Source organism: Methanococcus voltae PS (assembly GCF_024807035.1).
GTDB lineage: Archaea > AGJL01 > Methanococci > Methanococcales > Methanococcaceae > Methanococcus > Methanococcus voltae.
Genome location: NZ_JANUCQ010000002.1, coordinates 202,002 through 215,201, shown reverse-complemented (window position 1 = coordinate 215,201; position 13,200 = coordinate 202,002). Strand labels below are relative to the sequence as shown.

14 protein-coding genes and 1 tRNA gene are annotated in these 13,200 nt (G+C 28.6%); 10 read left to right on the top strand and 5 right to left on the bottom strand.

All coding sequences use genetic code 11. The features are described 5' to 3' along the window. Positions 1–86 precede the first annotated feature (86 nt). A tRNA-Arg gene (locus M2325_RS04235) sits at positions 87–160 on the top strand. A gap of 245 nt (positions 161–405) precedes the next feature. After that, positions 406–1,083 (top strand): phosphoribosylformylglycinamidine synthase I, encoded by a 678-nt coding sequence (gene purQ / locus M2325_RS04230; RefSeq protein ID WP_259051470.1) that lies wholly within the window; start codon positions 406–408, stop codon positions 1,081–1,083. Positions 1,084–1,229: 146 nt separating this feature from the next. Here the strand turns inward: purQ and M2325_RS04225 are convergent, their stop codons facing one another. Then, positions 1,230–1,550 (bottom strand): hypothetical protein, encoded by a 321-nt coding sequence (locus M2325_RS04225; protein WP_259051468.1) that lies wholly within the window; start codon positions 1,548–1,550, stop codon positions 1,230–1,232. A gap of 258 nt (positions 1,551–1,808) precedes the next feature. Next, complete coding sequence (gene rplJ, locus M2325_RS04220) at positions 1,809–2,330, bottom strand: 50S ribosomal protein L16 (RefSeq protein ID WP_209590870.1); 522 nt, start codon at positions 2,328–2,330, stop codon at positions 1,809–1,811. Between the two features lie 519 nt (positions 2,331–2,849). Between rplJ and M2325_RS04215 the strand changes: the two genes are divergently transcribed. The 3 genes from M2325_RS04215 (at position 2,850) to M2325_RS04205 (ending at position 5,633) form a co-directional block, all read left to right on the top strand. Continuing rightward, positions 2,850–3,629, top strand: coding sequence for a 4-phosphopantoate--beta-alanine ligase (locus M2325_RS04215; protein WP_259051464.1), 780 nt, complete (start codon positions 2,850–2,852; stop codon positions 3,627–3,629). A gap of 420 nt (positions 3,630–4,049) precedes the next feature. Then, positions 4,050–4,709 carry a hypothetical protein gene (locus M2325_RS04210; RefSeq protein WP_259051462.1) on the top strand — a complete coding sequence of 220 codons (660 nt, stop codon included), beginning with the start codon at positions 4,050–4,052 and terminating at the stop codon, positions 4,707–4,709. A 36-nt stretch (positions 4,710–4,745) separates the two neighbouring features. After that, positions 4,746–5,633 (top strand): tyrosine-type recombinase/integrase, encoded by an 888-nt coding sequence (locus tag M2325_RS04205; protein WP_013179680.1) that lies wholly within the window; start codon positions 4,746–4,748, stop codon positions 5,631–5,633. Here the strand turns inward: M2325_RS04205 and M2325_RS04200 are convergent. Continuing rightward, positions 5,624–5,932, bottom strand: a complete 309-nt coding sequence (locus tag M2325_RS04200) for a hypothetical protein (protein WP_259051459.1) — start codon at positions 5,930–5,932, stop codon at positions 5,624–5,626. The genes M2325_RS04205 and M2325_RS04200 overlap by 10 nt on opposite strands. A 197-nt stretch (positions 5,933–6,129) precedes the next feature. On the opposite strand from M2325_RS04200, the gene M2325_RS04195 reads away from it, so the two are divergent. Then, complete coding sequence (locus M2325_RS04195) at positions 6,130–6,291, top strand: hypothetical protein (protein ID WP_209591519.1); 162 nt, start codon at positions 6,130–6,132, stop codon at positions 6,289–6,291. 12 nt (positions 6,292–6,303) lie between these two features. Here the strand turns inward: M2325_RS04195 and cobK are convergent, their stop codons facing one another. Then, a complete protein-coding gene (gene cobK / locus M2325_RS04190; protein ID WP_209631876.1) occupies positions 6,304–7,191 on the bottom strand; it encodes a precorrin-6A reductase in 888 nt (295 codons plus the stop codon). A 156-nt stretch (positions 7,192–7,347) separates the two neighbouring features. Continuing rightward, positions 7,348–8,832: a sodium:solute symporter family protein gene (locus M2325_RS04185; RefSeq protein WP_259051456.1), complete on the bottom strand. Its 1,485-nt coding sequence runs from the start codon at positions 8,830–8,832 to the stop codon at positions 7,348–7,350. 817 nt (positions 8,833–9,649) lie between these two features. Here M2325_RS04185 and M2325_RS04180 point away from each other — a divergent pair. The 4 genes from M2325_RS04180 (at position 9,650) to M2325_RS04165 (ending at position 13,159) form a co-directional block, all read left to right on the top strand. Next, positions 9,650–10,912 carry a dicarboxylate/amino acid:cation symporter gene (locus tag M2325_RS04180; protein ID WP_209591516.1) on the top strand — a complete coding sequence of 421 codons (1,263 nt, stop codon included), beginning with the start codon at positions 9,650–9,652 and terminating at the stop codon, positions 10,910–10,912. Between the two features lie 137 nt (positions 10,913–11,049). Beyond that, positions 11,050–11,913, top strand: a complete 864-nt coding sequence (locus M2325_RS04175) for a UPF0280 family protein (protein WP_209591515.1) — start codon at positions 11,050–11,052, stop codon at positions 11,911–11,913. A gap of 174 nt (positions 11,914–12,087) precedes the next feature. Then, positions 12,088–12,477, top strand: a complete 390-nt coding sequence (locus M2325_RS04170; RefSeq protein ID WP_209591514.1) for a CBS domain-containing protein — start codon at positions 12,088–12,090, stop codon at positions 12,475–12,477. A gap of 202 nt (positions 12,478–12,679) precedes the next feature. Beyond that, positions 12,680–13,159 carry a YqaA family protein gene (locus tag M2325_RS04165; RefSeq protein WP_209591513.1) on the top strand — a complete coding sequence of 160 codons (480 nt, stop codon included), beginning with the start codon at positions 12,680–12,682 and terminating at the stop codon, positions 13,157–13,159. Positions 13,160–13,200: the final 41 nt, after the last annotated feature.

The following is a 13,200-nucleotide window of genomic DNA, read 5'->3' as shown; positions in this document are numbered from 1 at the left end:
TTAAATAAAATGGATTACAAGGCAATATATTAGCAAGTCATTTGACGAATGTATTATTTTAATTAATTAAGTAAAACATTGATTATGCCCTCGTAGGCTAGTTAGGATAGACTCGTGGACTGCGGATCCATGGACTCGGGTTCGAATCCCGACGGGGGCGTTTTAATTCAAATTATATTAATCTATTTTTTAAAATACAATATTAACTTTTGAAAATAATATTTATACAAATATTTATTTATACAAATATTTATTTATAAAAATTTTTATACAAATATATTTTTATATAAGTATACAGTTATATACTCCTAATTCAAGATTTTAATCTTTTATCTTATGATAATCAGTAGGAAAATCAACAAACGAAATAATATACCTTAAAATATGGTTAATCACGGTGTAAAAATGAAAGTAGCAATCACAAAATTTTTGGGTACAAACTGCGACGGCGATGTATTCCACGCGGTAGAATTGGCAAAAGGAGAACCTGAATACGTATGGTTTACCGAACAAAACTTAGATAACTTTGGCGGAGCAGTAATTCCAGGCGGTTTTTCATACGGTGACCACTTGAGAGCAGGTGCAGTTTCAAGTAAAACCCCAATTATCGAAGCATTAAGGAAAATGGTAGATGATGGTAAGCCAGTTTTAGGTATCTGTAACGGTGCACAGATAGGACTCGAAGCAAACTTCTCAAAAGGAATTCTCACAGATAATAACTGTGCTCACTTCATTTGCAAATGGGTTTACATTAAAGTAGAAAACAACGAAACACCTTTCACAAAACAATATGCAAAAGGAGAAGTTTTAAAAATACCTATAGCACACGCAGAAGGTAAATTTTACGCAGATGAAGAAACTATCAAAGAAATGTACGAAAAGAACATGATAGTATTTAAATACTGTGACGCTGAAGGAAACGTTACAGAGGAAGCAAACCCTAACGGTTCAATTGATAACATCGCAGGTGTATGCAACGAAGCTGGAAACTGTGTTTTATTAATGCCTCACCCGGAAAGAGCAAGCGAAATTGAACTTGGTTCTGAAGACGGTTTAAAAATGTTTTTATCAATGAATGAATAATAATTAAATAAATAACCAATATAAATTATATAATAGCATATTATAATTTTAAATTAATCATTTATATCATTTTTATTAATTGATATTAAGTTTATTTATATAAAAATATCATATTTTGAATCGTCTGTTTTATCGTTACTTCTATACTAATCACGTTGATATTTATTGTTAATTTCTTGTAACTGATTAGTACTAATACTAAGTGATGAAGTAATATTTGATAAATTTTCATTTTGAATGTCTAAAATTTCATTTTGCTCAATTAAATTATTTTTGATATGTTCTAAAATTTCATTTTGTTTTTCAATTTGTGGATTAAATAATGGTTGAATAGATATAACTTCTGAAGATTCTTCATCTTCTATCATTAAAAATGAAAAACCATCTATTTCAATTTTTGAAAATATATGTTTACAACCCATTATGCCATCGTCAACTCGATATACATTTAAACTCTTGTTATCCATTTCCACTACCTCATTTACAAATATCATTTATTATTAATATATTGTATTAAATCATTTAATTCATTTTTGATTTTTTCAAAATAATCAATATAAAATAATATTCTTTTATTTAAATTTAAAAATAATGTAGCATAAATAGTATAAATAGTATAAAATAACAAATTTTCAATAAATATAAAAAATATTCAATAAAACAGTTTTTAATTAATGTAATTAGTAATATTAAAAAAGTAAATTTAGTAATGATTATTTAAAAAATTAATCTTTTACTAAGTCACTACCTTTTCTGAGTTCAATTTTACATGGTGTTGGCATTTTCATTGAACATCTTCTTAAAGCTTCTTTTGCAATGTTTGCTTTCTCAACTGTTGTTGAAATGGTAATGATTTCTTGTCCTTTTCTAACTCTTGCAGCTGTACCTGTAGCTTTACCAAATGACAATCTCATACCGTCAGAAATCCTGTCCGCACCAGCTCCCGCAGCCATTTTATTTTCTCTTAAGATTTGGTGTGGGTAAACTCTAATATGGAATTTGTAACCTAATCTACCGCATTCTCTTTGGATAAATTTGTTACCAGCAATCCTTGCTGATTCCAATGCGTTGTGTCTAATCTGACAGTCAGTTTTTGATACTAAGTGGTATTCTACTGGGAATTCTGTAGCCGTATTACCCATAACGTAGTGAACTACTCTTGGTTGTGGGACAGCTCTTACGTATTCTTTTCTTGTGTAAGAAGGCTTGTTTATTTCTCTGTAACATCTTCCTGGTCTTAGTGCCATAATTATTCCTCCGTAATCGTGTTTTAGTAAAAGAGTCGTCTTTAAAATATGATATAATATACATCTATCTAATAATATATAAAGATTACCTCTATAAATTATCCAATAATAGTTAAATATATTGTATTATACAAATATAAAAATTTTATTTATTGATTAATGTACTATTTAGCAATATTTCATTAATTTAGCATAAAATCATGCTTTATATCATATTATCTAGCCAATTATTTAAATGTAACTAATTTTTAAATAATCTTTTATCGACATAATCATTTTCAAAATATATATGTTATTCTTGTTTTTATATCTTATCATTTATCATTGATATACAAGACTATACCGGGGAATATATTAATAGCTATGCTTATAAAAAAGAAATAAATAGTATAACATAAAAATATATGTAACTAAATTATAAAATATTTAAAAAATATTTAAAAAATAATTATAATATAGATATAAAATAATTATAAAATAATTATAAAATCAAATTGATAAAATTACGAGATGATAAAGATGTCAATGGTTCCAGAATCACACCCAAGATACAAATCATTATTAAACAGAGGAAAAGTTGTAGATGCTTTTGAATCAGGAGTACTCGCAAAAGGCGGTTTAATTGCTCATGGAAGAGGCGAAACTTACGATTATCTTATAGGAGAAACTACCCCGAAAGTTGCAAAAGAAGCAATAAAAGCTAGTGCTGCAATGCTAATGCTTGCTAAAAACCCCGTAATATCTGTAAATGGTAACAGCATAGCACTCGCAAAAGATGAATTAATCGATTTAGCAGCAGAATTAAACGGAAAAATAGAAGTAAATTTATTTTACAGAACAGAAGCGCGAGAACAAAAAATTAAAGAACTGTTTGAAAAAAATGAAAGTAATAACGAGAATTATAAAAACAACAAAATAACAATCTTAGGAATCGATGATGCAAACAAACAAATGCCAAATGTTGACCATTTAAGGGGTAAAGTTTCAGAAGCGGGAATTTACACAGCCGATGTGGTTTTAGTACCATTAGAGGATGGGGATAGAGCCGAAGCACTCATAGAAATGGGTAAAAAAGTCATAGCAATTGATTTAAACCCTCTTTCAAGAACTGCGCAAAAATCAACAATTACAATCGTAGATGAACTTACAAGATGTATACCCCTCATAAAAGAAGAAATAATCAATTTAAAAAAGCAAAACTTATCAAACGAAGAATTAAACCAGATTACCAAATTTGATAATAACAAAGCATTAAACGAAATTTTAAAATTAATTTCCGATAAATTAACAAATAAATAATTTTAATATAGTTTAATTATTTTTAAAATAGAATAGTTATTTTATTTTATTTTATTTTATTTTTATTTTTATTTTTTCTTGGTAGCATGTCAGATAGTGCTGATATCGTCATCTGTATGAAGTCGTTTAATATATTACATTCTCATACATCAGCGGGGGTAACTGTCATCATCCATATCTCCAAGGTTTATACCAGCTTTTTTAAAGGAAACCGGTTTATCTAAAGCCCCATTTTAGATAATAAACATAGTGATAACTTCACTATGTTAAATAAAGGCTAGAACGCCGTTATAAAAATATTATTTTTTAATATTTGTCCGACAAAAAGTATACTTTTTTACTAAACACGATTATCCGTAAATACGGATATGTTACTAACTTATATAAATCTATTGCTACCTTACAGTTTTTTTAGAGGTGATGGCAATGCCTAAGATGTCATTTTACATGGTCGATGACAATGAGAAAGAACACTTTAAAAAGTTAGCAAGAAATATGGGTTTCAGTAGCATTTCCACATATGCAAAGTTTGCAATGGAATTCACAAATAAACAATACCCTCATTACATGGATTTATTAGCCCTAATGAATAGAATTGACTACAAATTAGATTTAATTAAAGTAGAAAATCCAAATAAACAAAATATAAACTCATACAATAACCCATACAATAATCAAAACCAAATAAATATGGAAAAAGAAAGAGAAAGAAACAGAAGTCCAAGTTATAACTATGAAGATATAGACAACGTCTTACCAGAAAATCAGGAAGACGTAAACAAAATAACAGACCTAATAAACAATAGTATATCAGGTTCAAACGTCTTAAAATTAAAAAGTAATCTTTTAAAACTTCTAAACACTGAACCGGACAAATGGTGGTCTTTTAAAAACATTTTAGAATATCTAAACATAGATAATAACCTAAAGCAAAAAGAATTTAGAATACTTTTAGAAAGAGACAGAGAATTCAACGCATTAGTTGAACGTAGCATCGGGCAAGATAGAAATACCTACTTTAAATTACGAGATGAAATGATACCACTTAACGAAGAATACGAAATAATAGCGATTAATTAATGAATAAATAATTAATAAAATAGAACAGGTGGTATAATGAACGAAGAATCAAGGAATTTAGCAAATAGATATTTAAACTTTTTATCTGCACGAAGTAAAGATACTTTAAAAAGTTATCGAGCTTCATTAAATATTTTTATGAACTTTTTCCAGGAAAAAAGTTGGGAAACTATAACCATCGACGATGCGTTATTTTTCTACAATAACTATCGAAGTCATAATGGAAAACCAATTCAGATAAGTACGACGATTAGACGTTTAACCGATGTAAATAGATTCTATGAATGGGCAATTGAAAATAAATATTTAATAAATAATCCTTTAAAGCTTTACGTACGGACTTTAAGACCGCAGTTAAAAGAAAGGCAATGTTTAAGTAAAAATCAAGCTAAACTATTACTTTCAAAAATCGAAGACTATCATTATTACATATTTACATTATTTCTTATAAAAACAGGCGTACGTATAAGTGAATTCATAAATATTTCGTTAAATGATATGGATTTATCGGATAGGTCGATTATAATCAAGAGCGGGAAAGGAAACAAGGACAGATACGTATTCATTGACGATGAATTATTACTTCACATAAAGCAATATTTAAAATATAGAGAATTTTTAAATCCTAAAATCGATAGATTGTTTTTAACCAAAGGCGGTTATAAACTTTCGGAGGGTCAAATATCCGATTATAGAAGATATTTAAGAACTATATCGAAAGATATCTTAAATATTATTGTAACTCCTCACGTACTACGCCATACATTTGGAACACTTGCATGTGAAAGCAATATGAATATTGAAATTCTTTCAAAAATAATGGGTCATGCAAACGTTAACACGACAATGACCTACATACATTCAAGTAAAGAGTTTAGAAAAAAAGAGTTTTTAAGAGTAATGAATAATAAAGACTATCTATAACCTTTATCTTTTTTATACTCTTCAAATACCATTTTACCGAAATCAGAGAGTTTATAATATACTTTTTCGCCAATAATTGCTTTTTCAGTATCTCTGTTTAAAAATTCATAATCGAGTAATGGTTTAGCCATTCCTCTTCTCATTTTATTTTTTACGAGATAATTGTTAATTTCTTTAACTCGTATGTAATCATCGGCTTCATACATGTTATTAATTAATGTATAGTAGCTTATATCATCCAATAGTTTATAAAATATCGTATAGTCTTTTAATAACTCAAAATCCTCTTTAGATATCATTTTATAAATTTTCGATTTATTCACTGCATAATAGAATCCATATTTATTAAATTTATTAAATTTCTTAAGGTTTCCATAACAACGTTAATTTTATAATTTCCTCTAAAAATTAATAAATATTATATATTTCAATTAATAAATATATAATTATACAATTATAATACAATAAATGACATAGCAATTATGAGGGGTTTATCATGTCTTTAAAAGTTATAAAAGGTAAAAAAGGAGATATGAGCATTTTTGGAGTCATGGCCATAATAGTTTTAATAATCTTAATTGCATTGTTTTTTTTCATAATAAATAATTTCCCCGAATTATTAACTAATACGTTAAATAATACATTCAATAGCACGTAACAATACGTAAATTTAAATATTTAAAAAATAATCTACTAAATCTTCTATTTTATCAAATTTTAACCTGTAATTTTGATTTAAATCACTATCTTCGTTAGAATCTTTAGAAACTGGTCTTTTTACAATTATTAAAGTAGCACCTGCCTCTTTTGTAGCTTCCATTTTTTCATAAAACCCGCCAGATTTTCCGCTATCTTTTGTTATGACTACATCGCAGTTATAATCCAAGATTAAATGTTTATTCAATTCTTTTGAAAATACGCCCTGCATAGCAACTATATTTTTAGACGGTAAAAGTTTTAACGCCTCATATACAGAAACAGGTAACATTCTAGCTATTATTTTATTTTTATCATACCCATTAGTTTCAGAAAGTTCAACTACGCTTTTTAGGTTTTTTATACCTGCCATAAAGAATATATTGGACTCTTTTTTATTAACTTCAAATGCTTTAAGAATTGCATCTTCATAATCTTCTGCAAAAATTATTTTATCATCATTTTTTCCTAAATTTTCTTCTAAAGCACTCCCTGGTCTTTCATATCGTATATAGGTTATTTTTAGTTCTTTACAAACCTTCAATCCTGTATCGCTAGCTTTAACAGCATACGGATGGGTAGCATCGATAAAATAATTTATTTCTTCCGTTATTAATTTCTGTTTCAATTCTTCATAGGGCATAGGTTTAGAAATTACCTTATCGGCGTTTATTTTTGCAATTTCTCCACCAAAATCTGTTGCAGTAGTTACAATTATTTTTAAATTTATATTATTTATATTATTTACACTATTTATACTATTTATACTATCTTTTAAATTATCCTTTAAACTCTGCACAATCTTTGTAGCATCGCTTGTGCCACCCCTAACCCATATATTAAACTTTAAATCTTTTTTCATAGAATCCCTGTATAGTTTATTGCTCAACTACCTTTTAAATAAATCTAATAATTTTATATTTATATTTTCCACGTATTTAATTATAAATTATATATAAAAATGTAAAAAAAAGATAATAATTAATTATTATTAATATTAATAATATTATTATTGTATTTATTGTATTTTATGGAAAGCTTCTTTTAATTTAGGACTAATTGGTTGAGGTTTTGTCATTAAACTAACGATAACCATTACAACTAATGAAACTAAGGCACTACCTGCATATATAAGCTCCCAAGGTCCGCCAACAATGTTTGTAAATAAATTAGCTTCCCTAGCATAGATTAAACCTGCACTTACAAGAGTACCTATAATCATTCCTGATAAAGCGCCTTCTTTGGTAGCTCTTTTCCAAACTAAGCCCAAAATCAATGGTATGAATACACCAGAGGTATAAACATCGTATGAGTAAACCATTAAGGTAAGAATACTGTCGAATTTTAATGACACGATTAATGCGAAAATACCAACTAATATGGTACTCCAAATTGATAAGTTCAATATCTTTTTATCGTCTACATCCGGATTATTTGGTTGGTAGAAGTCCTTTACAATGTGTGATGTTGAAGCAGTCAATAAAGAGTCTGACGTACTCATAACCGCAGCCAATATTGCAGCCAAGAACAAAGCACCTACTCCACTACCAAATACTGTAATCATAAGTTGAGGAATAGCTGTTTTAGGACTTGCAAGTATTGCTGCAGGGTCATTTGATAAAACTAGTGCAGCCATACCTGCTAAAGCTGGTAAGAAGGATAATACCATTAATAAAATACCTGCAATTATAGCACCATTTTTAGCTACTACTTCATTTTTAGCAGCAAATAATCTCTGATAGAAATCTTGACCTATCAAAGTGTACATGGTAGTACCGGCTAAAATAAGCGCAATGGTTCCGATTCCTGCTGAACCAAAGTTAAAATACTGGTCTGCAGATATTGGTAAAACATTAGCTTTTTGCAATGTTTGTAAACCTGTTGATATTCCACTTACGCCACCAACTTTCATAAATGCTAATGCTGTAGCTAATATAACCCCAATGCTACCAATAATAACTTGTATGAAGTCGGTTAATGCAACGGCCCATAAACCAGACGCTGCAGTATATGTAATAAATATAATTGTAGATATTATAGCACCCCAGAATGGGTCAATACCTAGAACTTGGAAAACTGATGAAGCACCAGTAACCAAAGCGGCAATGATTCCAATTAAAGCTACCAATGATAAGAATGCGGATATATACCTTATACTTCTACAGTTGTACCTTAATTCTAAAACTTCTGGAACTGTAAACAATGCTAAAGCCCTCATTGGCTTTGCAAGGAATAAACCCAATAATAAAAGACCGAAACCGCAAGCGAAACCGTACCAGATACCACCTAAACCAGACATAACACCGTGTTCAGCACCACCCAATATGAAGCCTCCACCGTAGTGCGTAGCTGCTAAAGTCGCAGTTGTTAAAAATATTCCTAAATTACGACCTGCGAGTAAAAAGTCGGTTGAGCTTTTGATAAATCTTTTTGCGTATAAACTTACGAACAACATTAACAATAAATAGCCGGATATAGTAACCCAGATTATTATATTATCCATTAAAACACCTCTAAAGGTAAAAATCTCTCTGTTTTTAATTATTTAAAAAAATTAGCTAATAATTATTATATATTAAATAGTCATATATTTTTAAATATTATGTAAAATATTTCGTATCAAATATATAATATCTAATATTGGTATATTTTATCTAACATCTAAATAGTTTAATAAAAGGTAGTGAGAATAATGTTAAAATGAACATAAATCGAATTAAACGATAGTGTCCATAATTTATCCTACTACGTTATAGTGGTGTATACATATTGCACAATAATAGGTTTACAAGTATTTTTAATACAATTTATATTTTAAATTTCTATTTTATTATCTATAAATTAACAAATAATTATTTAATTACAATACTTGCATAAATTTTTATTATGCAAATCATTATTATGTCTAAAGTATTATAAAAATCAATCTATTAGTTTTTTTAGAAAGTTATTAAATTTATTGATGATATTATAACAATATATGAATATAGCGATATTGGGATATATTGATTATTTTAATTCAAATAACAACTTTAATATAAAATATATGTCATACTTTTATTTGATATTCAGTTTTTAAAATTTTAATTTATTAACATACTATTCTAAAGTTGTTCTAAATGTTTAATTTTAATTTTAATTTTAAACGAATATTTACTATGTAGTATTTTTCATAACTAGTTAACTATCTAATTAATTAAATAACTACTAGATAATATTAGATAATTAGCAACTAATCCTAAATAATTAGCAACTAATCCTAAATAAAATAGTAAAATAGTAAACTAATAATCTAACAACTTTAAAACTACGGTGATATCATGAATTTACTAAAAGCATATTTAGACTACCCTGTTTTAAATAAAATACTCATTGGACTTATTTTAGGTACAATTGCGGGTATGGTATTTGGCGAGTCTATAGCATTTTTAAAACCACTCGGGGATTTGTTTATACGTCTTTTAAAAATGTTAGTTATTCCCATTATAGTCTCCACAATTATTATGGGTTCTGCAAGCATTAGTCCTTCGAGATTAGAAAGAGTAGGTTTAAAAATAGTATTGTTTTATTTGTTAACTTCAGCTTTTGCCGTAATAATTGGTTTAGCATTAGGAAATATATTCCAACCAGGTATGGGCTTACAATTAGTCGCAGATACCACAACAATGGCTGTTAAGCAAGCACCTTCTTTATTGGATACATTCTTAAATATCGTACCAACAAATCCATTTTCCGCTATTGCGTCAGGACAGGTTTTACCTACAATCTTCTTCTCCGTAATATTGGGTGTAGCTTTAAGTTACCTTATCGATAGCGATAATGAAAGGATATCCGGCTCTGCAAAGACATTTTTCAAAATGTTTGAAGCATTAGCCGAAGCTATGTACTTGGTAGTTAAAGGTGTTATGCAGTATGCTCCAATAGGTGTTTTCGCACTTATGGCGTATGTTATGGGTACACAAGGAAGTACCGCTATTTATTCATTATTTGGCATTACATCTGTTATATTTGTAGGTTACGCACTACAAATATTCGTTGTTTACGGATTACTCCTTAAAGTATTCAAATTTAACCCTTTAAAATTCTTTAACAAAGTAAAAGATGTAATCGTAACTTCTTTTGTAACTAGAAGTTCAAGTGGTACTTTACCAGTTACAATGGAAGTAGCAGATGAAAATTTGGGCGTATCTAAGTCAATCTATTCATTTACATTGCCATTGGGTACAACTTTAAATATGGATGGTACAGCAATATATCAAGGTGTATGCGTGTTATTCATTGCAAATGCAATCGGAATGCCTTTGGGCTTTGAACAGCAAATGGTTGTTGTTTTAACCGCTTTATTGGCTTCAATAGGTACCGCAGGTGTTCCTGGTGCAGGACCTATCATGTTAGCAATGGTTCTTGCAAGTATCGGCATATCTTTGGAAAACCCGTCAGTAGCTGCAGCATATGCTATGATATTAGGAATTGACGCTATTTTGGACATGGGTAGAACCTTAGTAAATGTTATGGGTGATACTGTAGGTACAACAATCGTAGCAAAATCCGAAAATGAAGTAGACAATACAAAATGGGAATAAATTAGGGTGTAGGCTAGCAGAAAGGTATTTAACATACAATACCTTATTTCCTACTAGCTCATGCTATTTCATTACCATGCTATTTCATTATTCTATCTTATTATTTTATCTTTTTTAAGGCACAATTTCGTGATATTATGGAATCAAAAAATTTAGAAGAATTTACAACAAAATTATCGATAAAAGAAACAAATATACTTTTAAAATTTAAAAATACGAATGCAAATAATAATAAAAATAATAATAAAAATAATAAAAACGATAAATTTTTAAAAATTGCAAAGGATACAATTATAAAAAATAGATTAATTCTCGAGAATTATATCAAAAGAAACCCCATATTTTTAACCTCTTACGAACCTTTAAATTTAAATCAATTGGATAATTCTTTTTTAAAATCCAAAAATGAAGAAAAATTAGAAATCCCAAAAGTGCTAGATTATATGATAAAAGGCGGTCAAAATGCAGATGTAGGGCCTATGGCAAGCGTTGCAGGTACTTTTAGTCAATTAGTGGTTGAAGAACTGGTTAATAACGATTGTATAAACCCTATGGCAGAAAATGGCGGAGATATTTACTTAAAACAGAATGGGAAAGAAAGTGATAACAAAGATACTGTAGTTGGGCTTTATGCCGGAAAATCTAATATAAGTGGACATTTGGGTTTTAAATTAAAAAAAGAAACTTTAAAAAAAGGTTATGGTATTTGTACTTCTTCGGGGACTGTTGGACATTCTGTTAGTTTGGGAAATGCAGATGCAGTCGTTGTATTTGCAAGAAACGCATATATCGCAGATGCAGCAGCAACAGCCATTGGAAACTATGCAAGGGGTACTTCAGAAGAAGCTATTTCAAAATGTCTTGAGCGTGCAGATGAAATTCCCAAAATCGACGGTGTTTTTGTAGCAGTGGGTGAAAATGTGGGCATACGTGGAAAATTGCCTAAATTAGTTAGTACAGATAAAAAAGAAACTTATGGTACTACATTTGAGTTAATTTAACTTAATTTACATACTTTACTTAATTTATTTAAATTAAATTAGTTTAATTAAATTATCGTTATCGATAGTGGTACACTATTAAATATTTAATTAATTGTTAAAATTCAATCAAAACATTTATTATATAATAAAACCAATAGATTATTAGAATTATAACTTAAAAATGGTGTAAATATGAACGTTGGCGAAGTAATGAACCCTAAAATATATAAAGTAAGCCCTGAAGAAAGTTTATATACTGCATTTAAGACTTTACACGAAAAAGGCGTTAGAAGAGTTTTTATTGAAGAAGAAAACGCTATTGTAGGTGTAGTTAGCTACAGAGATTTAGTAAATGTATTTGTAAACAAGGGTGTTTTTGAATTAATCGATACAAAAATAAAGGATTTTGCAATAAAAGACGTATTAAAAATAAGCAAAAATGAGGATGTCGCACACGCAGCTCAAATTATGTTACACGCTGACGTTTCCGGATTATTGGTAATTGATGAATATGAAAACCCTGTAGGCGTAGTTTCTCAAACTGACGTATTAAGAGTATTAGTTAGAGAATTTGAACAGTAATTGCATTATAATTTACGAAGGTAATTTATAAAATAAATTCTTTATTGACGGTATTAATAAACATTTTTCATATGAATATATTCTATCTTTTTTATATTAATTAAAAAAATTTACACAAAACAAAACAAGACGAAATAAGACGAAATAAAATAAAATATAAAAAAAATTTAAAAAAAATAAAATAAAAAATGGATGTGCAATTATGTTTGAATCGCTTGTAAATATTGCAGAGCAATTGGTTTTAGATTACGGGTATATAGGACTATTTTTGATTTCTTTCACAGAATCGTTTATTCAACCGATAATACCCGATATTTTTTTGGCAAGTAACACGTTGTTTGGTCTAGATTTAACAATTAGTGTATTGGTTGCAATTGTGGGTTCAGTATTGGGTGGTTATGTCGGTTATATTTTAGGTGAGAAACTAGGCGAAGATGCTTTTTTAAAAGTCTTCGGGGAAAAGAATTATAAACGAGGAGAAAACTTATTTAAAAAATATGGTGTTTGGGGCGTCGTTATTGCAGGATTTACACCAGTGCCTTATAAAGTAGTGGCTTGGTTAGCAGGTATATTTGAAATGCCAAAGAAATCTTTCTTAATAGCCACTTTTGTAGGCAAACTACCAAGATATGTATTAGTTGCTTATTTTGGAATGGAATTTGGAAAAATCTTCGGATTTTAATTTACTAAACATTAAGAATATCGTATAATAAAATTATTATT